The sequence below is a fragment of the Streptomyces sp. NBC_00490 genome, assembly GCF_036013645.1.
GTDB classification, from domain to species: Bacteria; Actinomycetota; Actinomycetes; order Streptomycetales; family Streptomycetaceae; genus Streptomyces; species Streptomyces canus_F.
In genome coordinates, this window is the sequence record NZ_CP107869.1 from 7,174,432 (window position 1) to 7,201,119 (window position 26,688).

The 26,688-nt window shown below is 71.2% G+C and carries 27 protein-coding genes and 1 pseudogene; 16 read left to right on the forward strand and 12 right to left on the reverse strand.

Annotation, left to right across the window (positions count from 1 at the left end; all coding sequences use genetic code 11):
• The first annotated feature begins 29 nt into the window (after window positions 1–29).
• The 5 genes from rlmN to OG381_RS32965 all read left to right on the forward strand — a co-directional run bounded on the left by rlmN (window position 30) and on the right by OG381_RS32965 (window position 5,922).
• Entirely contained in the window at window positions 30–1,136 is a 1,107-nt protein-coding gene (gene rlmN, locus OG381_RS32945) for a 23S rRNA (adenine(2503)-C(2))-methyltransferase RlmN (protein ID WP_046261937.1), read from the forward strand.
• A gap of 209 nt (window positions 1,137–1,345) precedes the next feature.
• On the forward strand, window positions 1,346–2,431 hold the full coding sequence (locus OG381_RS32950) for a thiamine ABC transporter substrate-binding protein (RefSeq protein ID WP_327719642.1): 1,086 nt from the start codon (window positions 1,346–1,348) through the stop codon (window positions 2,429–2,431).
• Window positions 2,432–2,475: 44 nt separating this feature from the next.
• Complete coding sequence (locus tag OG381_RS32955; protein WP_327722612.1) at window positions 2,476–4,077, forward strand: ABC transporter permease; 1,602 nt, start codon at window positions 2,476–2,478, stop codon at window positions 4,075–4,077.
• Window positions 4,077–5,099, forward strand: a complete 1,023-nt coding sequence (locus OG381_RS32960; RefSeq protein WP_327719643.1) for an ABC transporter ATP-binding protein — start codon at window positions 4,077–4,079, stop codon at window positions 5,097–5,099. Before OG381_RS32955 ends, OG381_RS32960 begins: the two co-directional genes overlap by 1 nt.
• A 25-nt stretch (window positions 5,100–5,124) precedes the next feature.
• Window positions 5,125–5,922: a maleylpyruvate isomerase family mycothiol-dependent enzyme gene (locus OG381_RS32965; protein WP_327719644.1), complete on the forward strand. Its 798-nt coding sequence runs from the start codon at window positions 5,125–5,127 to the stop codon at window positions 5,920–5,922.
• A 70-nt stretch (window positions 5,923–5,992) separates the two neighbouring features.
• Here the strand turns inward: OG381_RS32965 and OG381_RS32970 are convergent, their stop codons facing one another.
• From OG381_RS32970 to OG381_RS33000, 7 genes are all read right to left on the reverse strand, one after another.
• Window positions 5,993–6,700, reverse strand: a complete 708-nt coding sequence (locus tag OG381_RS32970; RefSeq protein ID WP_327719645.1) for an LAETG motif-containing sortase-dependent surface protein — start codon at window positions 6,698–6,700, stop codon at window positions 5,993–5,995.
• Window positions 6,701–6,847: 147 nt separating this feature from the next.
• Window positions 6,848–7,969 (reverse strand): LOG family protein, encoded by a 1,122-nt coding sequence (locus tag OG381_RS32975; RefSeq protein ID WP_327719646.1) that lies wholly within the window; start codon window positions 7,967–7,969, stop codon window positions 6,848–6,850.
• A 35-nt stretch (window positions 7,970–8,004) separates the two neighbouring features.
• A complete protein-coding gene (locus OG381_RS32980) occupies window positions 8,005–8,421 on the reverse strand; it encodes a VOC family protein (protein ID WP_327719647.1) in 417 nt (138 codons plus the stop codon).
• 97 nt (window positions 8,422–8,518) lie between these two features.
• Window positions 8,519–9,841, reverse strand: coding sequence for a hypothetical protein (locus tag OG381_RS32985; RefSeq protein ID WP_327719648.1), 1,323 nt, complete (start codon window positions 9,839–9,841; stop codon window positions 8,519–8,521).
• Window positions 9,823–10,563, reverse strand: coding sequence for an ABC transporter ATP-binding protein (locus tag OG381_RS32990; protein ID WP_327719649.1), 741 nt, complete (start codon window positions 10,561–10,563; stop codon window positions 9,823–9,825). The genes OG381_RS32985 and OG381_RS32990 overlap by 19 nt, the downstream gene beginning before the upstream one ends.
• A gap of 206 nt (window positions 10,564–10,769) precedes the next feature.
• Window positions 10,770–12,134 carry an aspartate aminotransferase family protein gene (locus tag OG381_RS32995; protein ID WP_327719650.1) on the reverse strand — a complete coding sequence of 455 codons (1,365 nt, stop codon included), beginning with the start codon at window positions 12,132–12,134 and terminating at the stop codon, window positions 10,770–10,772.
• Window positions 12,135–12,153: 19 nt separating this feature from the next.
• Entirely contained in the window at window positions 12,154–12,669 is a 516-nt protein-coding gene (locus OG381_RS33000) for an Lrp/AsnC family transcriptional regulator (protein ID WP_046261928.1), read from the reverse strand.
• A 170-nt stretch (window positions 12,670–12,839) separates the two neighbouring features.
• On the opposite strand from OG381_RS33000, the gene OG381_RS33005 reads away from it, so the two are divergent.
• Window positions 12,840–14,288, forward strand: a complete 1,449-nt coding sequence (locus OG381_RS33005) for a gamma-aminobutyraldehyde dehydrogenase (RefSeq protein ID WP_327719651.1) — start codon at window positions 12,840–12,842, stop codon at window positions 14,286–14,288.
• Between the two features lie 124 nt (window positions 14,289–14,412).
• Here the strand turns inward: OG381_RS33005 and OG381_RS33010 are convergent, their stop codons facing one another.
• Complete coding sequence (locus tag OG381_RS33010) at window positions 14,413–14,895, reverse strand: hypothetical protein (RefSeq protein WP_327719652.1); 483 nt, start codon at window positions 14,893–14,895, stop codon at window positions 14,413–14,415.
• A 119-nt stretch (window positions 14,896–15,014) separates the two neighbouring features.
• On the opposite strand from OG381_RS33010, the gene OG381_RS33015 reads away from it, so the two are divergent.
• From OG381_RS33015 to OG381_RS33050, 8 genes are all read left to right on the forward strand, one after another.
• A complete protein-coding gene (locus tag OG381_RS33015; protein ID WP_327719653.1) occupies window positions 15,015–15,668 on the forward strand; it encodes a response regulator transcription factor in 654 nt (217 codons plus the stop codon).
• Window positions 15,668–16,864 (forward strand): sensor histidine kinase, encoded by a 1,197-nt coding sequence (locus tag OG381_RS33020; protein WP_327719654.1) that lies wholly within the window; start codon window positions 15,668–15,670, stop codon window positions 16,862–16,864. The genes OG381_RS33015 and OG381_RS33020 overlap by 1 nt, the downstream gene beginning before the upstream one ends.
• A gap of 82 nt (window positions 16,865–16,946) precedes the next feature.
• Window positions 16,947–18,137, forward strand: a complete 1,191-nt coding sequence (locus tag OG381_RS33025) for a polyamine ABC transporter substrate-binding protein (RefSeq protein WP_327719655.1) — start codon at window positions 16,947–16,949, stop codon at window positions 18,135–18,137.
• 109 nt (window positions 18,138–18,246) lie between these two features.
• Window positions 18,247–18,600, forward strand: coding sequence for a sortase-dependent protein (locus OG381_RS33030; protein ID WP_327719656.1), 354 nt, complete (start codon window positions 18,247–18,249; stop codon window positions 18,598–18,600).
• A complete protein-coding gene (locus OG381_RS33035) occupies window positions 18,597–19,208 on the forward strand; it encodes a class F sortase (RefSeq protein WP_327719657.1) in 612 nt (203 codons plus the stop codon). The genes OG381_RS33030 and OG381_RS33035 overlap by 4 nt, the downstream gene beginning before the upstream one ends.
• Window positions 19,205–19,696 carry an RNA polymerase sigma factor gene (locus OG381_RS33040; RefSeq protein ID WP_046261921.1) on the forward strand — a complete coding sequence of 164 codons (492 nt, stop codon included), beginning with the start codon at window positions 19,205–19,207 and terminating at the stop codon, window positions 19,694–19,696. The genes OG381_RS33035 and OG381_RS33040 overlap by 4 nt, the downstream gene beginning before the upstream one ends.
• Window positions 19,680–20,129, forward strand: coding sequence for a hypothetical protein (locus tag OG381_RS33045; RefSeq protein WP_327719658.1), 450 nt, complete (start codon window positions 19,680–19,682; stop codon window positions 20,127–20,129). The genes OG381_RS33040 and OG381_RS33045 overlap by 17 nt, the downstream gene beginning before the upstream one ends.
• Before the next feature lie 56 nt (window positions 20,130–20,185).
• Window positions 20,186–20,701, forward strand: coding sequence for a hypothetical protein (locus OG381_RS33050; protein ID WP_327719659.1), 516 nt, complete (start codon window positions 20,186–20,188; stop codon window positions 20,699–20,701).
• Here OG381_RS33050 and OG381_RS33055 read toward each other — a convergent pair.
• On the reverse strand, window positions 20,694–21,845 hold the full coding sequence (locus OG381_RS33055) for a serine hydrolase domain-containing protein (protein ID WP_327719660.1): 1,152 nt from the start codon (window positions 21,843–21,845) through the stop codon (window positions 20,694–20,696). The two genes, OG381_RS33050 and OG381_RS33055, sit on opposite strands and share 8 nt — an antisense overlap.
• A gap of 278 nt (window positions 21,846–22,123) precedes the next feature.
• Between OG381_RS33055 and OG381_RS33060 the strand changes: the two genes are divergently transcribed.
• Window positions 22,124–23,779, forward strand: a complete 1,656-nt coding sequence (locus tag OG381_RS33060; RefSeq protein WP_327719661.1) for an RNA polymerase sigma factor — start codon at window positions 22,124–22,126, stop codon at window positions 23,777–23,779.
• On the opposite strand, the gene OG381_RS33065 is transcribed toward OG381_RS33060, so the two are convergent.
• A complete protein-coding gene (locus tag OG381_RS33065; RefSeq protein WP_327719662.1) occupies window positions 23,761–24,144 on the reverse strand; it encodes a winged helix-turn-helix transcriptional regulator in 384 nt (127 codons plus the stop codon). The genes OG381_RS33060 and OG381_RS33065 overlap by 19 nt on opposite strands.
• Between OG381_RS33065 and OG381_RS33070 the strand changes: the two genes are divergently transcribed.
• Window positions 24,143–24,748, forward strand: a complete 606-nt coding sequence (locus OG381_RS33070; protein WP_327719663.1) for an NADPH-dependent F420 reductase — start codon at window positions 24,143–24,145, stop codon at window positions 24,746–24,748. The genes OG381_RS33065 and OG381_RS33070 overlap by 2 nt on opposite strands.
• Before the next feature lie 8 nt (window positions 24,749–24,756).
• Here the strand turns inward: OG381_RS33070 and OG381_RS33075 are convergent, their stop codons facing one another.
• Both OG381_RS33075 and OG381_RS33080 read right to left on the reverse strand, forming a co-directional pair.
• Entirely contained in the window at window positions 24,757–25,443 is a 687-nt protein-coding gene (locus OG381_RS33075; RefSeq protein ID WP_327719664.1) for a glycerophosphodiester phosphodiesterase, read from the reverse strand.
• A 41-nt stretch (window positions 25,444–25,484) separates the two neighbouring features.
• Window positions 25,485–26,676, reverse strand: a pseudogene (locus tag OG381_RS33080) (adenosine deaminase).
• Window positions 26,677–26,688: the final 12 nt, after the last annotated feature.

Here is a 26,688-nt window from a genome sequence, read left to right on the forward strand (position 1 = left end):
TCCGGTTGATCTGCGACACTGGTATGACCATGCCCAAGCCCGGAGAACTCACTTTCGTCGCCCCCCGCGGAGCCAAGAAGCCGCCGCGGCACCTTGCCGATCTCACACCTGCCGAGCGCAAGGATGTCGTGGCCGAGATCGGTGAGAAGCCGTTCCGTGCCAAGCAGCTCTCGCAGCACTACTTCGCGCGGTACGCGCACGATCCGGAGCAGTGGACCGACATCCCCGCCGGTGCTCGCGGAAAGCTGCAGGAGGCGCTGCTTCCTGAGCTGATGACCGTCGTACGGCATCTGTCGACCGACCAGGGGACCACCCGCAAGACGCTGTGGCGGCTGTTCGACGGGACGCTCGTGGAGTCGGTGCTGATGCGGTACCCGGACCGGGTCACCATGTGCATCAGCTCGCAGGCCGGGTGCGGGATGAACTGTCCCTTCTGCGCGACCGGACAGGCCGGACTCGACCGGAATCTGTCCACCGCCGAGATCGTCCACCAGATCGTGGACGGGATGCGGGCGCTGCGCGACGGGGACGTGCCCGGCGGGCCCGCGCGGCTCTCCAACATCGTCTTCATGGGCATGGGCGAGCCGCTCGCCAACTACAAGCGGGTCGTGCAGTCCATCCGGGCCCTCACCGACCCCGCCCCCGACGGGCTCGGCATCTCGCAGCGTGGCATCACCGTCTCGACCGTCGGTCTGGTGCCGGCCATCCACCGGTTCTCCGACGAGGGCTTCAAGTGCCGGCTCGCGATCTCGCTGCACGCGCCGGACGACGAGCTGCGCGACACCCTCGTCCCCGTGAACACGCGGTGGAAGGTGCGCGAGGTCCTCGACGCCGGGTTCGAGTACGTCGAGAAGTCGGGGCGCCGGCTCTCCATCGAGTACGCGCTCATCCGGGACATCAACGACCAGGCCTGGCGCGGTGACCGGCTCGGGCGGCTGCTGCGGGGCAAGCCCGTGCATGTGAACCTCATTCCGCTGAACCCGACTCCCGGGTCCAAGTGGACCGCCTCCCGGCCGGAGGACGAGAAGGCCTTCGTCGAGGCCATCGCCGCGCACGGGGTGCCCGTCACCGTCCGGGACACCCGTGGGCAGGAGATCGACGGGGCCTGCGGTCAGCTGGCGGCGGGCGAGCGGTAACCTGAGCCCGTACGTACATCTTCATATTCCGACAGGGGAGCGCCACAGCGCTGAGAGTGCGGCAATCGGGCCGCAGACCCTCTGAACCTCGCCCAGGTCATTCTGGGTAGGAAGTTCGGTCATCACTCAAGCTGTTGCGCCCTGCCCGGAGCCCTCCAGGGGTTCCGGGCAGGGCCGCGTCTCTTCCTGGTCACCCCAGGAGGAATCCAGTGAGCATCACCAAGAAGGCCACGGTCCTCGCCGTCGGCTTCGGCCTCGTCGCGCTGTCCGCGTGCGGGTCGTCCGACAGCGACAACGACAGTGGCGGCGGCGGCTCCAAGACCGTCACCCTCGTCAGCCACAACTCGTGGGCCGTCTCCAAGAGCGTCCTCGCCGCGTTCGAGAAGGAGTCCGGGTACAAGGTCAAGGTCCTGGAGGACGGCGACGCCGGGCAGGCCGTGAACAAGGCCATCCTGACCAAGGACAATCCGCAGGGCGACGTCTTCTTCGGCGTCGACAACACCCTGCTGTCCAGGGCGCTGGACAACGGGCTGTTCCAGTCGTACGAGGCCAAGGGATCCGACCTGATCCTGCCCGCGTACCGGGTCGACGAGAACAAGCACCGGGTCACGCCGATCGACACCGGCGACATCTGCGTCAACTATGACAAGGCCTACTTCAGCGAGCACAAGCTGGACCCGCCGGCCTCCTTCGACGACCTGGTCAAGCCCGCCTACAAGAACCTCCTCGTCACCGAGAACGCCTCCACCTCCTCGCCGGGGCTGGGATTCCTTCTCGGGACCGCCGCCAAGTACGGCGATGGGGGCTGGGAGGGCTACTGGACCAAGCTCAAGGCCAACGGCGTGAAGGTCGTCGACGGCTGGGAGCAGGCCTACAACGAGGAGTTCTCGGGGTCCGCCGGCGGCAAGAAGGCCAAGGCCGACCGGCCGCTCGTCGTCTCCTACGCCTCCTCGCCGCCCGCCGAGGTCATCTACGCCGACCCGAAGCCGACGACCGCGCCGACCGGGGTCGCCGAGGGAACCTGCTTCCGCCAGGTCGAGTACGCGGGCCTGCTGAGCAACGCCGGGAACAGCAAGGGCGGCAAGGCGCTCCTCGACTTCCTGCTCACCAAGCGGTTCCAGGAGGACATGCCACTGAACATGTTCGTCTACCCCGTGCGGGAGGCCGCCGAGGTGCCGCAGGAGTTCACGAAGTACGGCCCGCAGGCCAAGGACCCCGAGACCCTCGACCCCGCCGAGATCGCCGCCAACCGTGACCAGTGGGTCAAGTCGTGGACCTCGCTCGTACTGAAGTAGCCCCACGCGGGAGCCTCAGGGGGAACGTGGCGCGGCTCGGGCTCATGGCCCTGCCCGTCGCGTTCTTCGGGGTCTTCTTCGCCTGGCCCGTCGCCGCGATCGTGGCGCGCGGGCTCAAGGCCGACGGCACGTGGCAGTTCGGCCGGATCACGGACGTGCTCGCACAGTCCGACATCCGGCACGTCCTGTGGTTCACCACCTGGCAGGCCCTCGCCTCCACCGCGCTCACCCTGCTGGTCGCGCTGCCGGGCGCCTATGTCTTCGCCCGCTTCGACTTCCCGGGCAAACAGGTCCTGCGGGCGGTCGTGACGGTGCCGTTCGTGCTGCCGACGGTCGTCGTGGGGACGGCGTTCCTGGCACTGGTCGGGCGCGGGGGACTGCTCGACGAGCTGTGGGGCGTACGGCTGGACACGACCGTGTGGGCCATCCTGCTCGCGCACGTCTTCTTCAACTACGCGGTCGTCGTCCGCACGGTCGGCGGGCTCTGGTCACAGCTCGACCCGCGGCAGGAGGAGGCCGCGCGGATGCTGGGCGCCTCGCGCCTCGCGGCCTGGCGGAAGGTGACCCTGCCCGCGCTCGGGCCCGCCGTGGCGGCCGCCGCCCTCATGGTCTTCCTGTTCACCTTCACCTCCTTCGGTGTGGTGCAGATCCTCGGCGGACCGACCTTCTCCACCCTCGAAGTGGAGATCTACCGCCAGACCTCGGAGATCTTCGACCTGGCCACGGCCGCGGTCCTCACGATCATCCAGTTCGTGGCCGTCGGCTCGATCCTCGCCCTGCACGCCTGGACCGTACGGCGACGGGAGACCGCGCTGCGGCTGGTGGACGCGTCCGGGACGGCCCGGCGGCCGCGCGGGGCGGGACAGTGGGCGCTGCTGGGCGGGGTGCTGCTCACCGTCGTCGTCCTCCTGCTGCTGCCGCTCGCCGTGCTCGTGCAGCGTTCGCTCGACGCCCCCGACTTCGGGTACTACCGGGCGCTGACGAAGTCCGACGGGGGAGTGTTCCTGGTGCCCCCGATCGAGGCGGTCGGCAACTCCCTTACGTACGCGCTCGCCGCCACCGCCATCGCGGTGGCGATCGGCGGTCTCGCCGCGGCGGCGCTGACCCGGCGGGACGCGGGGCGGTTCGTCCGGGGCTTCGACGCGCTGCTGATGCTGCCGTTGGGGGTGTCCGCGGTGACCGTCGGGTTCGGGTTCCTGATCGCCCTCGACGAGCCGCCGCTGGATCTGCGGGCCACCTGGATCCTGGTGCCGCTCGCGCAGGCGCTGGTCGGTGTGCCCTTCGTCGTACGGACCATGCTGCCCGTGCTGCGGGCCGTGGACCACCGGCTGCGGGAGGCCGCGGCGGTGCTCGGGGCGTCGCCCTGGAAGGTGTGGCGGGAGATCGATCTGCCCCTGGTACGGCGGGCGTTGCTGATCGCGGCCGGGTTCGCGTTCGCCGTGTCGCTGGGGGAGTTCGGGGCGACCGTGTTCATCGCGCGGCCCGACAACCCGACGCTGCCGGTCGCGGTGGCGCGGCTGCTGGGGCGAGCCGGTGAGCTCAACTACGGGCAGGCGATGGCCCTTTCGACGATTCTGATGGTGGTGTGCGCGGTGGCGCTGCTGGTCCTTGAGCGGCTGCGGACCGATCGGACGGGTGAGTTCTGATGCTGCTGAGCCTTCAGGGCGCCACGGTCCGCTTCGGCGGGCGGGCGGTGCTCGACAGGGTCGACCTGTCGGTCGCCGAGCACGAGATCGTGTGTGTGCTCGGGCCCAGCGGGAGCGGGAAGTCGACGCTGCTGCGGGTGGTGGCCGGGCTGCAACACCTGGACGAGGGGCAGGTGTTGCTGGACGGGCGCGATCAGGTGGGGGTGGCCGCGCACAAGCGCGGGGTCGGGCTGATGTTCCAGGATCATCAGCTCTTCCCGCAGCGGGACGTGGGCGGGAACGTGGCGTTCGGACTGCGGATGCACGGGGCTTCCAAAGCCGAACAGGGCTCGCGCGTACGGGAGTTGCTCGACCTCGTCGGGTTGCCGGGCGCCGGTCGGCGTGCCGTCGCCTCGCTCTCCGGTGGTGAGCAGCAGCGGGTCGCGCTGGCCCGGGCCCTCGCGCCCCGGCCGCGGCTGCTGATGCTGGACGAGCCGCTCGGGCAGCTGGACCGCTCGCTGCGGGAGCGGCTCGTCGTCGAACTGCGCGAGCTGTTCGGACGGTTGGGGACCACCGTGCTCGCGGTCACCCACGACCAGGGCGAGGCGTTCGCGCTTGCCGACCGGGTCGTCGTGATGCGGGACGGGCGGATCGCCCAGTCCGGTACGCCCCTTGAGGTGTGGCAGCGGCCCGCGGACGAGTTCGTGGCCCGCTTCCTCGGCTTCGAGAACGTCGTGGAGGGCATGGTCGGCGGAGAGGCCGCGGACACGCCCTGGGGCAAGCTGCCGGTCCCTGCGGACGCCGCGCAGGGCCCCCGGAGTCTGCTGGTGCGGCCCGCGGGCGTGCGGCTCGTGGCCGCCGACGAGGGGCTGCCCTGCACGGTGGCCGCCCGCACGTTCAAGGGCACGCACGTCGCCGTACGACTGCGACCGGAAGGGGACGCGCCGCACCTGGAGGCGGCGTGCGCCCTGCGGGAGGCGCCGGAGGTCGGGGACCGGGTCGGTGTGGAGTTCGACGCGGCCGAAATCGTCGTGCTCGGCTGATCCGGGTCCCCGTAGGGTGCGGGGCATGACGCCGCTCGCCCATGACCGTTACTGCGACGAAATCGCCCACCAGGTCGGCCTGCTGAGGTCCGTGGTGACCTCGGGCGCCGACCTGTCCGGCACGGTGCCGACCTGCCCCGACTGGTCGCTGGAGCAGCTGGTGCGGCACACCGGCGGGGCTCTGCGCTGGGTGGAGCTGATGGTGCGCACCAGGGCCGACGCCGAAGTCCCCGAGGAGCAGGTGCCCTTGGGGGACGGGCCCGAGCCCACGGGAGACGCGGCCGCGCTGGACGCGTGGCTCGCCGAGACCGGCGACATGCTCGTCGGGACACTCCGGGAGGCCGGGGCGGACACGGCGGTGTGGGCCTGGGCCGGGATCCCCACCTCCGGCTTCTGGGCCCGCCGGATGGCCCACGAGCTCACGGTCCACCGCGCCGACGCCACCCTCGCCGCGGGACTGCCCTACGAGGTCGCGCCCGACATCGCCGCCGACGCGATCGACGAGTGGCTGCAGATCGTGGAGTTCGTGCAGCGGACCATGCCGCACGACGAGGCCGGGGAGTTGAGGGGCGCGGGGCGCAGCATTCATCTGCACGCCACCGACGGCGCTCCCGCGCTCCGCGCCGAGTGGATGGTCGAGCTCACCGACGACGTCATCGTCTGGCGGCGCGGGCACGAGAAGGCGACGGTCGTGCTCAGGGGGCCGCTGACCGCCGTACTGCTCGCCTTCTACCGTCGACTGCCGCTGGACAGCCCGGAGTTGGAGGTGCTCGGTGAGCGGGAGCTGCTGGAGTTCTGGCTGGAGCGGGCCACGTTCGGGTGACGGTCCCCGGGCACGACCGCGGCCCGCCCCCCGACGGGGGACGGGCCGCAGCGGTACTGCTCACGAGACGTCAGCGGGTGTTGCTCGCCCCACGACGACGCATGCCGAAGAAGACCGCGCCGCCACCGATGGCGACGAGGGCCGCCGCGATGCCGGCGATGACACCGGTGTTGGAGTTCGCACCGGTCTCGGCGAGGTTGGAGTCACCGGCCGCGGGGGTCGGCGCGTTGCTCGGCGAGGACGCCGGAGCGGTGCTCTCGCTCTCCGAGGCCGACGGGGTCGGGCTGGGGCTCTCCTCCTCGGCCGGCGGGGTGGCCGAGTCCGACGGGGACGGCGTGGCCGTCGGGGTCGGGGACTCCTCCTCCGGCTTGCAGGCCGTGGAAGGGGTCGTCAGGTTCGGCTTGATGTCCGCGCCCTTGATGTAAGGCAGGGCTACGACGTGGACGCGGTACTCCGCGTTGGGCGCCCAGTCCTCCTTGAAGGTGATGGTCGTGCCGTCCTTGGAGCCCTTGACGGTCTGTTCGCCGACCATGCGGACGTCGGCGTTCTTCTCCACCAGGTACACCGAGACAGTGGCCTCGACGCCGGCCTTGTCGACGTCGGTGACGGTGATGACGCCGTTGGTGCCGTCGCACTTGGCTTCGGCGGAGAACTCGTTGATGTTGCATGCCAGCGCATTGCCGGCGGCGCCGAGCGCGAGCGCGGCCGAGGCGGAGGCGACACCGAGGATGCGCACGGAACGTGCGACGGTGCGGCGGGATATGGACAGAACTGCCACGTTTGTCCTTTACGGGATGCGCAAATGCGGGGGGTTGAGGGAGAAGTGATGTGACATCACGATCCCCACGAGACTCACAGGTTTATAAGCGTGACGTAAGTAGTGTCAACGTGTAGACGCATCCTGGGCATTGGCTTTGCCGTCTTATTAACCACCAAGACGTTTCAACGCCTCTGGAGCCTCCTCGATTCGGTCAACCAGGGCGATTCGCGACTCCATCGACCGCTCCCGGGCAAGTGACCGCAACAACGGCCACGTCGGCAGCTTCTCGGTCCAGTGCGCCCGGTCGACGAGCACCATCGGCGTCGGCTCGCCGCGTGACTCGTAGTAGTTGGGCGTCGCGCTGTCGAAGATCTCCTGTACGGTCCCGGCGGCGCCCGGCAGGAACACCACACCGGCGGTGGAGCGGGCCAGCAGGCCGTCCTCCCGGGTGGCGTTGGCGAAGTACTTGGCGATGTGCGAGGCGAAGGGGTTCGGCGGCTCGTGGCCGTAGAACCAGGTCGGGATGCCGACGGAGGTGCCGCCCCGGGGCCAGCGGGTGCGCACCTCGAAGGCGGCCGACGCCCAGTCGGTGATCGAGGGCGTGAACTTCGGTGCCGTGGCGAGGAGTCGCAGGGACTCGGTGAGCATCTCGTCGTCGAGGGGGGCGGCGTACGCGCCGAGGTTCGCCGCCTCCATCGCGCCCGGGCCGCCTCCGGTGGCGACGGTGAGGCCGGCGCGGGTCAGCTCGCGGCCGAGCCGTGCGGCACCGGCGTAGGCCTCCGTGCCGCGGCCCATCGCGTGGCCGCCCATCACGCCCACGACCCGGGTGTCCCTGAGGAGTTCGTCGAGAGCGTCCGAGACCGCGTCGTCGTGGATGGCCCGCAGCATCGAGGCGAGTATGTCGCCGTCGGCCTTGGTCCGCTGGAACCAGGCGTACGCACGGGCGTCGAGCGTCTTCTCGTACCCCTTGCCGAGCCCGGCGAAGAGCTCGTCCGGCGAGTAGAGGAGGCCGCGGTACGGGTTGAACGGCAGGTCCGGGACGGGCGGGAAGACCATCGCGCCGTCCGCGCTGACCTTGGCGGCCGCGTCCTCGCGCATCGGGCAGCCGAGGAAGACGGCGCCCGCCGTGTCCGTGGCGAGCAACTCCCGGGTGCGGTCCGTCAGATCGACGGCCTGGACGCGGAAGCCGACGAGGGTGCCGCGGGCCGAGACCGTGGCGTCGAACTCGTCGAGGCTCTCGATCTCGCGGTCGTTGTGGTGGGCCGCATGGGCGGGCATCGTCTGCACCCGCCCATGCTAGGCACAGCTCCTGCGGCGGGAGTTCAGCCGATCGCGGCCGGGTCCATCCACACGACCTCCCAGGTGTGGCCGTCGGGGTCGTCGAAGGCGCGGCCGTACATGAAGCCGGGGTCCTGGACCTTGTCCGACACGGTGCCGCCCGCGGCGCCCGCCTTCTCGACCAGTTCGTCGACCTTCTCGCGGCTCTCGGCGCTCAGACAGATGATCATCTCGCTGGTCGTCGCGGCGTCCGCGATCTCCTTCTTGGTGAAGGTCGAGTAGAACGGCTTGGTGAGGAGCATCGCGACGATGGTGTCGCTGATCACCACGGAGGCCGCGTTCTCGTCGCTGAACTGGGGGTTGATCGAGTAGCCGAGCTCCGTGAAGAACTTCTTCGAGGCGTCGAGGTCGTTGACCGGCAGGTTGATGAAGACCATCTGCTGGTACGCGGTGGAGGTCATGTCTGGCGTCTCCCATCGGGTTCGTGATGTTCGGTGGGTAGACCCGGGCGCCGAACGGAACTCATCGGCGAGTGGTCATCTTTTTTTCTACGAGTTCTCAGCGGGCCAGCGGCATCGCCGCCAGCTCGGCGACGAAAAGGGTGAGGGGGACGAAGAGGACCAGCACCGCGCCCGCGCGCAGGGCCGCCGCGCTGCGGAGCATGGTCGCGGGGGCGCCCAGGCGCAGGAGGGCGGCGGTGGTGTCCGCGCGGGCGTGTTTCGCCTCCACGGCCGCGGTGAGCAGGGTCGCCACCGTGCAGCCGGTCACCAGGAGGGCGCCGAGGACGGTCAGGGGACCGAAGGCGTCGCTGCCGGGGTGACGGAGCTCGGCCATGGCGTACGTGGCGGAGGCGACCGCGCAGACCACACCGAGGGGGCGGCCGATGCGGCTCGCTTCCTCCATGAGGACCCGGCCGGCGAGCAGGCGCAGGGCGCCCGGGCGGACCGCTTGCAGGAGGCGGCCGCAGAGGTGCGTGAGGCCGGGACCGGCGAGGGTCAGACCGACGGCGGTGAGGAGCCAGCCGAGGAGGACGGGGGTGGGACCGCCCGGGAAGGTGAGGGGGGTTGCCGAGGCTTCGGCGGCGTAGGCCTCCACCGCCAGGCCCGCGGCCAGGACCGCGATGCCCCAGGGGAGGTCCTTCGGGGCTTCCCTGGGGGTCTCGGGGAGGTTGTGGGGGTCCGGGTCGTCGGTCCCGCTCTCCTGGGCGGGAGGCGCTTCGCCGGACCGCGTCTGCCCGGTGCCGTCGGCCCCCCGTCGCAGCCGTGAGCCGAACCGGCCGTACGCGCCGAACGTCTCCCTCGTCCCCGTCCGGTCGTACGCCCCGAAGCGGCCGTACGACCGCGCGGCCCGCCGGGTCACGGTCGTGCGGGTGTCCTTCGGCCGGTGTACCAGGGCCACCGCGACCGACGCGATCACCGGGACCAGGCCCAGTAGGGTCAGCGCCGCGGGCAGCGGCAGGGAGGCGTCCGCGGCCAGGAACTCCGCCGCCGCGCCGTCGAAGGGCATCCCGGTCAGATCGCCCCGCAGGTGGAGGAAGAAGAGCAGGGCCAGCATCGAGCCCAGCGTGCAGGACAGGGCCGTGGTCGCGGCCGAGACCGCCATCAGACGGGCGGGGCCCAGGCCGATCGCCGCGAGGCCGGGGCGGGGGCGGGTGCCGGGGTCCGTGCGGGCCACCGCCACCGCGAAGTAGACCGTCGCCGCCAGCGGCGTCAGACACCACGCCAGGCGGAGCACCGAACCCCTCGGGTCGTCCGGGTGGCTGATCGCGTAGCCGAGGGTGCACAGCAGGAGGAATCCGGTGCCCGCCGCCGCCATGGCCACCAGCAGGCGGCGCAGCTGTACGGCCGGCTTGGCACCGCGGGTCAGACGGAGAGCGAGCACGCGGCCCGGCCTTCCGACTCGGCGACCGGGGGGAGGTGGACCGTGTTCACCCGGCGGCCGTCCAGGAGCGAGACCGTGCGGTCGGCCAGCGCCGCCGTGTCCGCGTCGTGGGTCGCCAGGACCACGGTGATGCCGTGCGAGCGGGCCGCCGTGGTCAGGGTGCGCAGTACATGGGCCCGGTCCGTGCGGTGCAGCGGGGCCGTCGGCTCGTCCGCGAACAGCACCGTCGGTGCCGGCGCCAACGCCCTGGCGATGCAGACCCGTTGGCGCTCCGCCTGGTGCAGTTCGTGCGGGCGCTTGCGGGTCTTGTCGCCGATGTCGAGGCGCTCCAGCCACTCCAGGGCGGCGGTCTTGGCGCGCCGGCGGCTGGTGCCGCGGAGCATCAGCGGGAGCGCGGCGTTCTCCCAGACGTTGAGCTCGGGGACGAGGACCGGGACCGGGTCGATCCAGCCGAAGCGGTCGCGGCGCAGCCGTTCCCGGGTCATCGGGCCCATCGTGTGGACCGGCACGCTGTTGAACCAGATCTCGCCGCGCTGGGCCGGGACCAGTCCGGACAGACAGTGCAGCAGGGTGGTCTTGCCGCTGCCGCGCGGGCCGCCGACGGCGAGGATCTCGCCCTCCTGGACGCCGAGCGAGACACCGCCGAGGCCCGGTGAGCCGTCCTTGTAGGTGAAGTGCAGGGCGCGCGCCCAGAGAACGTCGTTGTCGGGCGGGGCCTGCATACGCGTACACCTCGTTCTGATCCGTTATCCCTGCAAGTGATCCCCCGTGCGGGGGAACGAAGACAGGGCCGATCGGTCACTGGGCACGCTAGGGAGTCCGCCGTGCGAGGCCGGACAGCACGCGGCCCCGGGCGCCCGTTTCTCACTCGAACGGGCGGCACCGGGGCCGTTGTTGATCATCCAGACGGAAGATCGGTGCGCGAAGGTCAGAGCTTGGTCCACGCCTCCGTCAGCGTCGCGCGCAGGATCTGCTCGATCTCGTCGAACGTCTCCTGGTTGGAGATCAGCGGCGGGGCGAGCTGGACGACCGGGTCGCCGCGGTCGTCGGCACGGCAGTACAGGCCGTTGTCGTACAGCGCCTTGGAGAGGAAGCCGTACAGGACGCGCTCGGTCTCCTCGTCGGTGAAGGACTCCTTGGTCGTCTTGTCCTTGACGAGCTCGATGCCGTAGAAGAACCCGTTGCCGCGGACGTCGCCGACGATCGGCAGGTCGTACAGCTTCTCCAGCGTCGCGCGGAAGGCGCCCTCGTTGTCGAGCACGTGCTGGTTGAGGCCCTCGCGCTCGAACAGGTCGAGGTTGGCGATGGCGACCGCCGCGGAGACCGGGTGGCCGCCGAAGGTGTAGCCGTGCAGGAAGGTGTTGTCGCCCTTGTAGAACGGCTCGGCCAGCCGGTCGGAGATGACGCAGGCGCCGATCGGGGAGTAGCCCGAGGTCATGCCCTTGGCGCAGGTGATCATGTCCGGGATGTAGTCGAACTTGTCACAGGCGAACGTCGTACCGAGGCGGCCGAAGGCACAGATCGTCTCGTCCGAGACGAGCAGCACGTCGTACTGGTCGCAGATCTCGCGCACCCGCTGGAAGTAGCCGGGCGGCGGCGGGAAGCAGCCGCCCGCGTTCTGCACCGGCTCCAGGAAGACCGCGGCGACCGTGTCCGCGCCCTCGAAGAGGATCTCCTGCTCGATCTGGTCGGCGGCCCAGCGGCCGTAGGCCTCGGGGTCGTCGCCGTGGATCGGGGCGCGGTAGATGTTGGTGTTCGGGACCTTGTGCGCGCCCGGGACCAGGGGCTCGAAGGGGGCCTTCAGGGCCGGCAGACCGGTGATGGACAGGGCGCCCTGCGGGGTGCCGTGGTAGGCGACCGCGCGGGAGATGACCTTGTACTTGGTCGGCTTGCCGGTGAGCTTGAAGTACTGCTTGGCGAGCTTCCAGGCGGTCTCGACCGCCTCGCCGCCACCGGTGGTGAAGAAGACCTTGTTGAGGTCGCCCGGCGCCTCGTGCGCGAGACGCTCCGCGAGCTCCACGGCCTTCGGGTGGGCGTAGGACCACACCGGGAAGAACGCGAGCTCCTGCGCCTGCTTGAAGGCGGTCTCGGCGAGTTCGGTGCGGCCGTGGCCGGCCTGGACCACGAACAGGCCCGCGAGACCGTCGAGGTAGCGCTTGCCCTTGTCGTCGTAGATGTAGGTGCCCTCGCCCCGGACGATGGTGGGGACCGGGGAGTTCTCGTACGAGGACATGCGGGTGAAGTGCATCCACAGGTGGTCGTACGCGGTCTGGCTGAGGTCCTTGGAGCTCACGGTTATCGGGTCCTCACGGTTATCGGGTTCCCCACATGTAGGTCTGCTTCTTGAGCTTCAGGTAGACGAAGCTCTCGGTGGAGCGCACGCCGGGGATGGCGCGGATGCGTCGGTTGATGACCTCGAGAAGGTGGTCGTCGTCCTCGCAGACGATCTCCACCATCAGGTCGAAGGAGCCCGCGGTCATCACCACGTACTCGCACTCGGCCATGGAGGTCAGCGCGTCCGCCACGGACTCGACATCGCCCTCGACGTGGATTCCGACCATCGCCTGGCGCCGGAACCCCACGGTGAGGGGGTCCGTGACGGCGACGATCTGCATCACGCCCTGGTCGAGCAGCTTCTGGACGCGCTGGCGCACGGCGGCCTCGGAGAGGCCGACGGCCTTGCCGATGGCGGCGTACGGCCGGCGGCCGTCCTCCTGGAGCTGTTCGATGATGGCGAGGGAGACGGCATCCAGATGAGGAGTGCCGTTCCTGGACTCGCGGGAGTCCCTGTGCTCTGCGCTTCGACTGGCCACGACCTCACTGTGCACGACGTCTCGATGGTTTCGCAAGGTCGCAGCAATGAAATTCGTTGTTTACGGGAGTGAGTACTGCGGATTTCGCAGCCGCGGCGCGATCAGGGGTGTTGAAAACGTGGGTGAGGCGATTAGGGTGGGTGTCTCAACCAATGGACAGTTCGACCCGACACAGGAGGCCGGCAGTGAGCACCGAGCCGCGTGGGCTGCGCACCCTACGGAACTACATCGCTGGCGAGTTCCGGGACGCCGCTGACGGACGCACCACCGAGGTGGTCAACCCCGCGACCGGCGAGGCGTACGCGACCGCGCCGCTGTCCGGAGCGGCGGACGTCGACGCCGCGATGAGCGCGGCCGCCGCCGCCTTCCCCGGCTGGCGCGACACCACCCCCGCCGAGCGCCAGAAGGCCCTGCTGAAGATCGCGGACGCGTTCGAGGAGCGTGCCGAGGAACTGATCGCGGCCGAGGTGGAGAACACCGGCAAGCCGATCGGGCTCACGCGGTCCGAGGAGATCCCGCCGATGGTGGACCAGATCCGGTTCTTCGCCGGTGCGGCCCGCATGCTCGAGGGCCGTTCGGCCGGTGAGTACATGGAGGGGATGACCTCCATCGTCCGCCGTGAGCCGGTCGGCGTCTGCGCACAGGTCGCGCCGTGGAACTACCCGATGATGATGGCCGTGTGGAAGTTCGCGCCGGCGATCGCGGCCGGCAACACGGTCGTGCTGAAGCCGTCGGACACCACGCCGGCCTCGACGGTCCTCATCGCCGAGATCATCGGGTCGATCCTGCCCAAGGGTGTTTTCAACGTCGTCACGGGTGACCGTGACACCGGCCGGCTCATGGTCGAGCACCCGACCCCGGCCATGGCCTCCATCACCGGGTCCGTGCGCGCGGGCATGTCCGTTGCCGAGTCCGCCTCCAAGGACCTCAAGCGGGTCCACCTGGAGCTGGGCGGCAAGGCGCCGGTCGTGGTCTTCGACGACACCGACATCGCCAAGGCCGTCGAGGACATCTCCGTCGCGGGCTTCTTCAACGCCGGGCAGGACTGTACGGCCGCGACGCGCGTGCTCGTACAGGAGGGCATCCACGACGAGTTCGTGCAGGCGCTCGCGAAGGCCGCCGCCGACACGAAGACCGGGCAGCCGGATGACGAGGACGTGCTGTTCGGTCCGCTCAACAACCCGAACCAGCTGAAGCAGGTCTCCGGGTTCGTCGAGCGGCTGCCGGCCCACGCGAAGGTCGAGGCCGGTGGGCACCGGGTCGGGGAGAAGGGGTACTTCTACGCGCCGACCGTCGTGTCCGGGCTCAAGCAGGACGACGAGATCGTGCAGAACGAGGTCTTCGGGCCCGTCATCACCGTCCAGTCCTTCACGGACGAGGACCAGGCCGTCGAGTGGGCCAACGGGGTCGACTACGCGCTCGCTTCGTCGGTGTGGACGAAGGACCATGGGCGGGCCATGCGGATGTCCAAGAAGCTGGACTTCGGGTGTGTGTGGATCAACACGCACATTCCGCTGGTGGCGGAGATGCCGCACGGGGGCTTCAAGAAGTCCGGCTATGGCAAGGATCTGTCGGGGTACGGGTTCGATGACTACACGCGGATCAAGCACGTGATGACTTCGTTGGACGCGTAGTCGTTCGGCTGCGGGTGCGTGGGGGCTTGTCGCGCAGTTCCCCGCGCCCCTAGGTGTCTTACGGCGGCCCTGGGAGGGAAGGAACTCCCCTCCTAGGGCCGCCGTGTTGCCCCCTCCTCAGCGGTCAGGCTTTCTCCATGTGCTTGCGGAGCCCTGGGAGTTCGTCGCCGCCCGGGTGGCCCGGCAGGTTCGGTGGGCGGAGGGTGTCCGGGGTCTTCGGGAGGGTGAGGCCTGCCTCCTTCAGGATGGGGGCGCACTTCTTGAGGGCCTTGCGGTGGGCCTTGCCGAGGACGTCACCCTTTTCGGCCTTCATCCGGACGCGCAGCCGGATGCCCCCGTCCTCGCCCTTGTCCGCGTGGAAGTCGGGGAAGACTGTCTGGCCCTCGGCGCGCATGCACGCGGCGAAGTCGTCGTTGGCCTCGTTGAGGTCGTCCGGGGCGTTCGCGGTGGGCTCGTAACCGATCGCGAGGCCCGGTCGCGCGCGGGGCGGGTCGTCGGTGGAATCGGAGGCGGTGGCCGTCGACGCGCTGACCGTGCCGAGGGTGAGAGCCGTGATCGCGGCCAGGGCGAGGGCGAGCCGCCGTGGTCGGGGGGACGGAGCGGGCATGTGTTCCTCCAGTCGGTGCCGGGAGTTGTTCACGGCCCCCAGACAACCGCCGGCGGGGTTACGGCACGGGAACGGCCGCCCTTACCGCCGTGTAACCCCCGGCCCGCGACACTGACCGCATGCGTGTGCTGGTGGTCGAGGACCACGAAGAGCTCGCCGAGACCGTCGCCGCGGGGCTGCGCCGGGAGGGGATGGCGGTCGACCTCGCCTTCGACGGACCGACCGCGCTGGAGCGCGCCCAGGTCAACGGCTATGACGTCGTCGTGCTCGACCGCGACCTGCCCGGTGTGCACGGGGACCAGGTCTGCCGGACGCTCACCGAGGGCGGCAGCCGGGCGCGGGTGCTGATGCTGACGGCGTCCGGGACGGTGGCCGACCGGGTGTCGGGGTTGGGTCTGGGGGCCGACGACTATCTGCCCAAGCCCTTCGCGTTCACCGAACTCGTCGCCCGCGTACGGGCCGTGGCGCGGCGTGCGCAGCCCGCGCTGCCGCCGGTCCTGGTCCGCGGGGAACTGCGGCTCGACCCGGCCCGGCGTACCGTCACCCGGGCCGGGGGCCAACTGCCGCTCAGCCCCAAGGAGTTCGCGGTGCTCGAACTCCTCATGGCCGCACAGGGCGGGGTCGTCTCCGCGGAGGAGCTGCTCGAACGGGCCTGGGACGAGGCCGCGGACCCCTTCAGTCAGACCGTGAAGGTCACGGTGAGCCGGCTGCGGCGGAAGCTGGGCGAGCCGCCGCTGATCGAGACGGTCGAGCGGGCCGGGTACCGGCTCTGATGCGGCTCCCGACCTGGCGGGTTCGCGGCCCGCACAGCATCCGGTGGCGGCTCACCCTGCTCTACAGCGCGCTGTTCGTCGTCGCCGGAGCGGTGCTGCTGGCCTTCACCTATGTGCTCGTGGCCAACTCCGAGCCGTCCCTCACCGCGGGCTCGCCCCCACGGCTGACCGGGCGGGCCGAGGGCCCGAGCACGCCGGACCCGCCCACGGTCGCCTCGTACGTCCAGCAGCGGCTGTCGGTGCAGCGCTCCGAGCAGCTGCACGAGCTGCTGATCGAGTCGGCCCTGGCGCTGGCGGTGATGACCGTGTTCTCGCTGGCCCTGGGCCGGCTGATGGCCGGGCGGGTCCTGGACCCTCTGCGCACCATGACCGCGGCCACCCGTCGTATCTCCGCCGACAATCTGCACGAGCGGCTCGCCGTGGCCGGACCCGACGACGAGCTGAAGGCGATGGCGGACACCATCGACGCCGTACTCGCGCGACTGGAGGGTGCGTTCGAGGCGCAGAAGGCCTTCGTCGCCAACGCCTCGCACGAGCTGCGCACCCCGCTCACGCTCCAGCAGGCCGTCGTCGACGTGACCCTGGCTGACCCGGGCGCCTCCGTCGAGACGCTGCGGGCGGCGCTGCTTCGGGTGCGGGCGGCGGGGGAGGAGCAGGAGCGGCTGATCGACGCCCTGTTGACCCTCGCCCGTAGTCAACGGGGCTTGGAGCGGCAGGAGTTCGTCGACCTCGCGGCGATCGTCCGGGAGCGGTTGCCGTTGGCGGGGACGGGGGCAGGAGCGGGGATGCGGGTGGAGGCCCGGCTGGAGCCCGCGGCCGTGCTCGGGGATCCGCAGCTCATCGAGCGACTCGTCGTCAACCTCACGGACAACGCCGTACGGCACAACCTGGCGGAGGGCGAGGGGAGTTGGGTGCGGGTGTGGACCGGTGTGGACGTCATGGGCCGACCCGGGCTGCGGATCGAGAACAGCGGGCCGGTCATCCCGGCGGACCAGGCGGCCGGGCTGTTCCAGCCGTTCCGGCGCCTCGGGCCGGAGCGGGTGCGCAAGCGGGACGGGCTCGGGCTCGGCATGTCCATCGTCGCCGCCGTCGTGGCCGCGCACGGTGGCCGGGTGCGGGCCACCACTCGCCCGCAGGGGGGACTGACGGTGGAGGTCGGACTGCCGCCGTCGGCTCCCGCGCTCCCTGGCGGCTGATCGACAGGGTGTCCGTTCCCCGTTCCACGGCTCGACGCAGCGTCGATTGTCCGGCCACAGGTGCGCGCGGCATGCTGCCGGAATGGCCCTCCCACCGCGCAAACCCCGGCTCACCCGCCGCTCCCTGCTGCGCACGCTCGGTGGTGGCGCGGCACTGGGCGCCCTCGCCGGGTGTGGGGTGCCTGCCGCGTATGTGTCCGCCGGTGACCGTGCCGTGCCCGACCGGTCCGCCACCGACAAGCGGCTGGCGTGGGCGAACTGGCCGCTCTACATCGACACGGACGACGACGACTCGACGCAGCGGCCGACGCTGGACGCCTTCGGGAAGCGGTCGGGGATCACCGTCGACTACGTCGAGGAGATCAACGACAACGACGAGTTCTTCGGCAAGATCAGCCCCGCGCTGATGAACCACCAGCAGACCGACCGCGATCTGATCGTCATGAGCGACTGGATGTGCGCCCGGTTCGTCCGGCTCGGCTGGGTCCAGGAGATGGACCGGGCGAGCCAGCCCCACGTCACGCGGTACCTCGACCCGCTGCTGAGGTCGCCCGCCTTCGACCCGGGCCGCACCTTCACGGTGCCGTGGCAGTCGGGCATCACCGGCATCGCGTACGACCACCGCAGGCTGGGCCGCGAGATACGGAGCGTCGACGAGCTCTGGGCGAGCGACCTCAAGGGCCGGGTGACCCTGCTCTCCGGGCTCGACGAGGCGTTCGCGCTGCTCATGCAGGGCAACGGCGTCGACATCGGGAAGTGGGAGGCGGCCGACTTCGACGAGGTCTGCGACCAGGTCGAGCGGCGCGTCCGCGGCGGCCACATCCGCCGCTTCACCGGCAACGACTACACCAAGGACCTCGTCACCGGCGACGTCCTGGCCTGTCAGGCGTACTCCGGCGACGTCATCCAGCTCCAGGCCGACAACCCCGACATCCGCTTCGTCGTCCCCGAGGAGGGCGCCGAGCTGTGGTCGGACTCCCTGATGATCCCCGACCGCGCCCTGCACAAGGCGAATGCCGAGCGGCTGATCGACTACTACTACGAGCCCGAGGTCGCCGCGGAACTCGCCGCATGGGTCAACTACGTCTGCCCGGTCCCGGCGGCCCGGGACATCCTCGCCGGGTCCGACGACAAGGACACCGCGGAACTCGCCGAGAACCCGCTGATCTTCCCCGACGACGAGATGCGTGAACGGCTCGTGATCGCGCGGGACATCACGTCGCAGGAGCGGGTGGGGTTCGCGAAGCGGTGGAACGCCATCGTGGGGTTGTAGGCCGCCCCTCGCGGCTTTGCCATCTCTTTACAACCCCGTCGGTCGCTGCCTCGTCTCTCCGCTCGATCCTCCCGCACCCCGTGGGCGGACCGACGAAAGAGAGCGATTGATGCGCCGAACCGGCCTCAGTGCCCTGGTCCTCGCATGCACCGCCGTACTGGCGGGCGCGATGCCCGCGTTCGCCGACGAGACCGCGACCCCCAGCGCCGTACCCAGCGCCACGACCGCTCCGAGCGCGGCGCCGAGCGGGTCCACCGACCCCAGTACCGAACCGACCGCCGCTCCGACCGAGGCGCCGTCGGACCAGGTCTCCGTCGTGCCCAGCGGGGCGCCCGACACCGGCGTGGCCTCGTCCGGGTCCGGTGGCTCGGGCGTGCTGGTCGGCGGGGGTGCCGCCTCGGCCGTCGTCCTGGGCGGCGGGGCCGTCCTCCTCATGCGACGTCGGCGGGCGACCGGCGCATGAGCCCGCTCTCCAGGCGCGCCTTCACCGCGGCGGCGTTGACCACGCTGCTCGCGGGGTGCGGCGGCCCGGGAGCCACGAGCGGGAAGACCACGACGGAGGGCCGCGCCTCCAGTACGCCGTCGTCCACCGAAGCGGCCACCCCGCGGGGCCGTTCGGCCCCGGTGCGGCTGCGGATACCGGCGATCGGGGTCGACACTCCCGTCATGCGGCTGGGGCTGGCCCCGGACGGCACGGTGCAGGTGCCCCCTGTCACCGCGCACGACCAGGCGGGCTGGTACGAGCACTCGCCGACGCCGGGGCAGACCGGTCCGTCGGTGCTCCTCGGTCATGTCACGGTCGGCTCGTACGGGGACGGGGTCTTCCGGCGGCTGGGGGAACTGCGCCGGGGTGACCGCGTCGAGGCGCGCCTGGAGAACGGCGGCACGGCGGCCTTCGCCGTCACCGAGGTCCGTACGGTCGACAAGGCCGACTTCCCGGCCGGGGCCGTGTACGGGAACGTCGACCGGCCCGAACTGCGTCTCATCACCTGCGGCGGACCCCGGACCGGTGCCGGGTACCGCGACAACGTGATCGTCTTCGCCGCGTCCATCTCAGCAGGAGAACGTTGAAACGGTCCCGAGAGAGGGCGGCGTCCGAGCTGTTCGCCGCCCTCTACCCACGCCTCGCCGGCTGGTGCCGCCGGCTCGTCGACGACGACGAGACGGCCCACGAGATCGCCTCGGAGGCCTTCACCCGGCTGTGGGCACGCTGGACGGCGGTGGAGGAACCGCGCGGGTTCCTGTACGTCACCGCGGCGAACCTCGTCCGTGATCACTGGCGCAAGCTGGAGCGCGAGCGCCGGGCCGTGCGGCGGGCCGGCAACGAGGCCGCGGTGAGCCCGTACAACGAACAGGCCGATCCCGCCGTACGCCTGCTCGTCCAGTCCCTCCCCGAGCGACTGCGCGTCCCGATCCTGCTCCACTACTACGCTGACATGCCGATCCGAGAGGTGTCCGTGCTGACCGGACGCAAGGAAGGAACCGTCAAGGCCGACCTCCACGCGGCCCGCGAACTGCTCCGCGCCCATCTGAGGAGAAGCCTTGATCACGCGCCCTGACGACGACCCGGACCTCGACCCGGACGACCCGCTCACCGTCCTCCTGCGGCCCCCCGCCGACCACCTCGGCCCGCCCGCCGGCCGCTACGAGGTGATCCGCCGCGGCGCGACCCGGCGCAAGCTGCTGCGCGCGGCGGCGGGAACCGCCGTGGTCTGCGGGCTCGCCGCAGCCGTCCTGCTGCCGCTCAGGCTGACGGCGTCCGAGGCCCCCGGGTCCCCGACGGTCCCGCTCGCACCGCCGCCCGCGAGCAGTTCCCCGACCGCGCCGCCCTCGACCCCGCCCCCTTCGGACGGGCAGCCCTCGGCCGTGCCGTCCGCACCGGCGACGTCGGTACCCGTCCGCCCCGACACCCCCTCGGCCTCGCCGTCCACGGCACCCACCACCGCCGCCGAGCCGACGCCGACGGCGCAACCTCCCACGGAGCAGCCGTAGAAGCGACCGCCGAAAGATATTTTGAACATGTTCAATTACAGGCGTACGCTCCTGCCATGAGCGACAGAGCCGCCCTGCTCAAGGGCATTCGCGCCTGGTTGGTCCTGTTCGTCGTGTGTCTCGTGCTCAGCGGCGCCACGGCCTTCCCCCTCGTCCACGAACTGCGCTGGACCGAGGACCTGTTGCGGCACCTGCCCACCCCCGACCCCCTGATGGACTGGATCGTGCGGGTCCGCCAGGGCCTCGACACCGCCGACACCGACCACCCCTTCCTCCTGTACGGCACCGACTGGCTGGCCTTCGCCCACCTCGTCATCGCGGTCGCCTTCTACGGCGCCTACCGCGACCCCGTCCGCAACATCTGGGTCGTCGAGTTCGGGATGATCGCCTGCGCCGGGATCATTCCGCTCGCACTGATCTGCGGGCCGATCCGGGGGATCCCGTTCTGGTGGAGCGTGATCGACATGTCGTTCGGGGTGTTCGGGGTGATCCCCCTGAATGTGGTCCGCCGGAAGATCAAGCGGCTGGAGGCGCTCACCCCGGGCAACGCCTGGGCCGTTCCCGCTACTTGACCGCGGCCATGATGATCCCGGTGACGACCGGGTTCGCGTCCGTGCTCTTCGCGTCGGTGGAGTTGACCGAGTAGGCGAGGGTGCGGCTGAGGTCCTCGGTGGCGGCGATCGCCGAGTTGTAGCCGTACCGGCCGCCGGACTTGACCCAGTAGACGGTCCCCTCGATCTCGAAGCGCTGGAGGCCGCCCGCGCTGTAGCTCGCGCCGGTGATGTCCGTCGGGACGGCGAACACCTCCTTCATCCGCGACTTCGGCACGATCCGCCCCTGGAAGAGCGCGGTGATCAGCCGTTCCAGGTCCGCGGTCGTGGAGATCATGTCCCCGGCCGCGAACCGGTCCGCCTGGTTCCACTCCGTGACGTCCACGAACTCGGTGGTCCCGTCGGCCCGCTCCACCTTCTGGTAGCCGAGGTTGTGCGGGCCGCGAATGCGGGGATCGGTACCCGGGAAGTAGGTGTCCCGCATTCCGGCCGGCGCGAGCACCAGCCGGGTGACCTCGGAGGCGTACGGCCGTCCGGTCACCTTCTCGATCAGCAGCCCGAGGAACGTGTAGTTGATGTTGAGGTAGTGCTGCTGCTTCCCCGGGCAGAACTCCGGCTTCTTCGCGCCCGCCGACGCGGCGACCCGCTGCGGGGTGAGCGTGTCGAAGCGGTGGGCGTACAGCTCCTCGAAGGTGTCGCCGAGGCCGTCGCCGGCCGGGATGCCACTGGTGTGGTCGAGCAGCTGCCGCACGGTGATCGGCCGGAACTGCTTGCCGAGCAGGCCGGGCAGATAGCGCTGGACCGGCCTGTCCAGGTCGATCCGTCCCTCGGCCGCCAGCCGCAGCACGGCCGCCGCCGTCACCACCTTCGTCGTCGACCCGGCCCGGAACCGCGCGTCCGGGTCCGCCGCCCGGCCGTTCGCCAGGTCGTGCACGCCCGCGCTGCCCCGCCAGCTGCCGCCGCACCCGCCGACCCGGACGAGCGCGGCGGTCGCGTCCGCGTTAGGGAGCCCGGTGAGTGCGGCGCTCAGGGCCTTGGCGTCCGGCGCGTTCATGGTGCACTCGGCGGCGGCGGCCGGCGCCGCGGCGAAGGCGGGGGCGGCGAGGGGCCCGGCGGCCAGGGCGAGAGCCAGGGAGAGGGTGACGACGGACGTACGGGTGCGCATCTGATGCTCCAAGCGATCGGTGTGGTGATCATCGTCCGCCGGTACGCGCCCACCGGGATCGTCGGCGAGGAGGGCACCGCACCCTGGCGGAACCCTGAGCAACTTCCCTGCCCGGTAAGGGGATTGTGCGGGCCGGCCCCTAGGGGAGGCCGCGGCGCGCGAAAAACTGTTATCGCGGAAGCCTTCACTCCGTCTCCACCTTGTGATCTCCGGCATAGCCATGACCCCGGGGCCGCCTGAGAGGGTGCGTGCAGAACCGAACCGAGGGACGGAACGACGTGGACACGCGGCAATGGCGCGACACCATCGCGGCCGCGCAGGCCGGTGACCGGCAGGCGCTGGACGACCTGGTCGCGGGCTGGCTGCCGCTGGTCTACAACATCGTCGGCCGCGCCCTGAACGGTCACGCCGACGTCGACGACGTCGTCCAGGAGACCATGCTGCGGGCCGTCGACAACCTCGGTGCGCTGCGCGACCCGGACAGCTTCCGCTCCTGGCTGGTGGCCATCGCCATGCGCCAGATACGGGACCGGGCCCGGCGCCGCACGGCCCCCGCCCCGCTGGCGGAGGCAGCCGCGAGCGACGCCGCCGACTTCGCCGAACTCACCGTTCTCAGGCTCCAGCTGGAGGGGCAGCGGCGCGAGGTCGCGGAGGCGGTGCGCTGGCTCGACGACGAGGACCGGCAGCTGCTGTCGCTGTGGTGGCTGGAGGTCGCGGGCGAGCTGACCCGGCGCGAGCTGGCCGCAGCGGCCGGCATCAGCAGACAGCACGCCGCGGTGCGCGTCCAGCGGCTCAAGGAGCGCGTGGAGACCGCGCGCGGCATCGTGCGGGCCCTCGACGGTGCCTGCCCGGACCTGCGCGAACTGACCGGCCGCTGGAACGGGCGGCCCGACTCCGTCTGGCGCAAGCGGCTGGCACGGCACATCCGGGGCTGCGGCTACTGCGGGGACACCCGCGAGGCCGTCGTACCGGCGGAACGCCTGCTCGTCGGTATCGCCCTCGTCCCGCTCCCCGTCGGCTTCACCCTCTCCCTGGCCTTCGGCGGCAAGACGGCGGCAGCGGCGGCGGGGGCCGCCTCCGTGGGCTGGTCCGCCAAGGCGATGGCCGCGCTCACGCAGCCCTTCGTCGCGGTGACGGCGGGGGCCACGATCGTGGCGGGCGGCGCGTACGTCGTCACGCAGGCCCCGGACAGTCCGCCGCCGCGCGTGGTCGCCAGTCCCACGGCGGCGAGCACGGCCCGCCCACCGGTGAAGACCTCCCCGTCGGCGACCCCGACACCGTCACCGACCCCGTCCCCCACACCGAAGAAGGCCGATCTCTACGGCACGGTCGTCGACGCCGTCGACCGGGCCCCGGCCCCCGACGCCCGGCCCGCCGCCCTGCCGCACCGCCCCGAGTCCGGCATCACCAGCACCTGGGGCGCAAAGGCCGTCATGCAGCACCGGGGCGAGACAGTGACGCTGAGCGGACGGGGATACGTGCTGGTGCGCTGGCAGATCGCCCCGCAGGACCGGCCGGGCGGCCTGACCATGCCCACCTGGACCGGCCTCAAGGGCAGGCTCTTCCATGTCGCCTCGGGCGGCGGCCGCCGCATGGACGACGCCACCGGCCCCGACACCACCGGCATGGGCGGCCCGGACACCGGATACACGGTGCTGCCGGACGGCACCCAGCAGATGTGGCAGAACGAGTACTTCTACCTCGACGGCAGCGTCGACCTGACCGTGAACGAACGCGGCGCCTCCTACGGCCTGACCGTCTTCCCCTCCAGCTGGGAGGCGGCGGACAAGGACGTCAACTACGGCCCCCCGCAAGGCGCGATCCGCTACGGCCTGGTCCGCGACAACGGCAAGGACACGGCGCCGGTACCGCAGTACGTCACCCGGGAGCGCCCCGCCGATCCGGCGACGGTGCCTCAGCGCTCCCGCGTGTAGCGGTCCTGCGCCTCCATCACCTCGTCGCCGTGCTCGAAGGCCCAGGCACCGAAGGCGTCGATCGGTGCGAGCAAGGTCCGCCCCAGCTCGGTGAGTTCGTACGCGGCCCGGGTTCCCCCGGACGCGCGGCGGTGGACCAGCCCGTTGAACTCCAGTCGCCGCAGCGTCTCGGTGAGCACCTTCTGGCTGATGCCGCCGATGCGGACCTGGAGTTCCCCGTGGCGCACGGGACCGTCCCGCAGCGCCCAGAGCACCACGGCGTTCCAGGTGTTGGAGAGGAGGTCGAAGGCGAGGCGGGCGCGGCAGTCGGCGAGGTACGTCACGTACCGAATGGTGCCCGAGCGGCTTCCTACAGTCCTGAACATGCGGATAGGGATTCTCGGTACGGGCGGAATGGCGGACGCGCTGGGCACGCGGTGGCGGCGCGCGGGACACGAGGTGGTGGCCGGGAGCCGGTCACGGGGAGGGGTGCGGGAGGCGGCCGGGTCCGGGACGGACGCGGTGCTGCTCGCGGTGCCCTACGAGGCGGCGGTGGAGGTGGTCGCGGGGCTGGAGGAGGTGCTGCGTGGACGGGTGCTGATCGACTGCACCAACCCGGTGGGCCACCCCGGCTTCCGGCTGCTCACGGCGGGCGGCCCGTCGGCCGCCGAACGGATCGCGGCCGCCGCACCCGCCTCCCGGGTGGTCAAGGCCTTCAACCTCTGCCACGAGGACGTCTGGCGCCTGACCCCGCCGGTCTTCGACGGCCGCCCGCTGGCCGTGCCGCTGTGCGGGGACGACGAGGAGGCCCTGGAGGTCGTACGACGACTCGTGCGCGACCTCGGCTGTGAGCCCCTGAACGCCGGGGGGCTGCAACGGGCCGGACTGCTGGAGGCGACGGCGGCGCTGCTGATCGGCCTGTGGGTGGGGGAGGGGGCGGACGCGCAGGCCATCGCGCCCCCGCTTCCGTGGGCCGAGCCCGCGGTTTAGTCCTCGGCTCAGTCCTCGTCGCGCAGGGCGCAGAGGGCGTCGACGCGGTTCGTGGTGATCGAGTCGACGCCCGCCGCGATGAGACGGCGCATCGAGCGGACCGTGTCGGGGGTCCAGACGGAGACGAGGTAGCCGTCGCGGTGGACGCGCTCGGCGAGGGCCTTGTCGACCAGCCCGAAGCGGTAGTTCAGCCAGCGCGGGCGCACCGCCGCCAGCAGCGCGGGGCGCGGCGGGGCCAGCGAGGTCCAGGTCAGGGCGATCTCGGCGGCCGGGTCGGCGGCGCGTACGGCGAGCATGGCGGGGGCGCCCGCGCAGTAGTACACGCGGTCCTCGGCGCCGCTCTCCCGTACGGCGTCGACGACCCGGCGGGCGGCCCGCACGTCCGGCGCGCCCGGCAGGTCGAGCATCAGCCGGGCCCCTTCGGCCACCGCCAGCGCCTCGGCCAGCGTCGGCACCCTGCCGTCCGAGAGGCCGCGGACCTCGTCCGACGACAGGGACGAGAGCGGCCGGTCGTGGTCCCACAGCCGCTTCAGCGTGTGGTCGTGCAGCAGCACGGGGACCCCGTCCCGGGTGAGGCGTACGTCGATCTCGACGGCGTCCGCGCCCAGTGCGAGCGCGGCACGCAGGGAGTCGAGCGTGTTCTCACGGACGCGGTAGGGGTCGCCCCGATGGGCCACTGCGGTCAGCTTCTGCATGGGCCCATTGTGCTGGTGGCGGGTACCGGTTCGCGGTGGGGTCAGGGCGCGAGCCACGCCGTGGTGTACGCGTCGATCTCGTCCTTGATCCGGGCCTTGCCGGGCTCGTCGAGGAAGGACGCCTCGACCGCGTTCTTGGCGAGGTCGGCCAGGCCGCGCTCGTCGAGCTCGAGGAGCCGGGCGGCGACGGCGTACTCGTTGTTCAGGTCGGTGCCGAACATGGGCGGGTCGTCGGAGTTGATGGTGACCAGGACGCCCGCCTTCACGAACTCCTTGATCGGGTGCTCGTCGAGGTGGCGCACCGCGCGCGTGGCGATGTTGGAGGTCGGGCACACCTCCAGGGGGATCCGCTCCTGGGCGAGGTGCGCGAGCAGCTTCTCGTCCTGCGCCGAGCTCGTGCCGTGTCCGATGCGCTCGGCGCGCAGGTGGGTCAGCGCGTCCCAGACCGTCTCCGGGCCGGTCGTCTCACCGGCGTGCGGCACCGAGTGCAGGCCGGCCGCGATCGCGCGGTCGAAGTGCGGCTTGAACTGCGGCCGCGGTACGCCGATCTCGGGACCGCCGAGCCCGAAGGAGACGAGGCCCTCGGGGCGCAGGCGGTCGTCGGTGGCGAGCCGCACGGTCTCCTCCGCGGCCTCCAGGCCCGCCTCGCCGGGGATGTCGAAGCACCAGCGCAGCACGGTCCCGAACTCGGCCTCCGCCGCCTTGCGGGCGTCCTCGATCGCGTCCATGAAGGCGCGCTCGTCGATACCGCGGCGGGTCGAGGAGAACGGGGTGATGGTCAGCTCGGCGTAGCGCACCTGCTGCCGGGCCAGGTCACGGGCCACCTCGTACGTCAGCAGACGTACGTCCTCCGGCGTGCGGATCAGGTCGACGACGGACAGGTACACCTCGACGAAGTGGGCGAAGTCCGTGAAGGTGAAGTAGTCGGCCAGGGCCTCGGGGTCGGTCGGGACCTTGGAGTCGGCGTGGCGGGCGGCCAGTTCGGAGACGATCCGGGGGGAGGCGGAGCCCACGTGGTGGACGTGCAGTTCGGCCTTGGGCAGCGAGGCGATGAAGGCGTGCAGGTCGCGCGGGACGCTGGGCTCGATGAGGTGCTCGGTCAAGGTTCCTCCCCGGAACGGCGCCCTCGGCCGGCGTGCGGCGGGCGCGGGTGATCGGCTGATCGATGACTCGGGGATCATCGTAGGCCGCCTGCTTGTCGGGGCGGGACCTGGTCGTAGCATGACGGGGCACACGGCAGAGGGG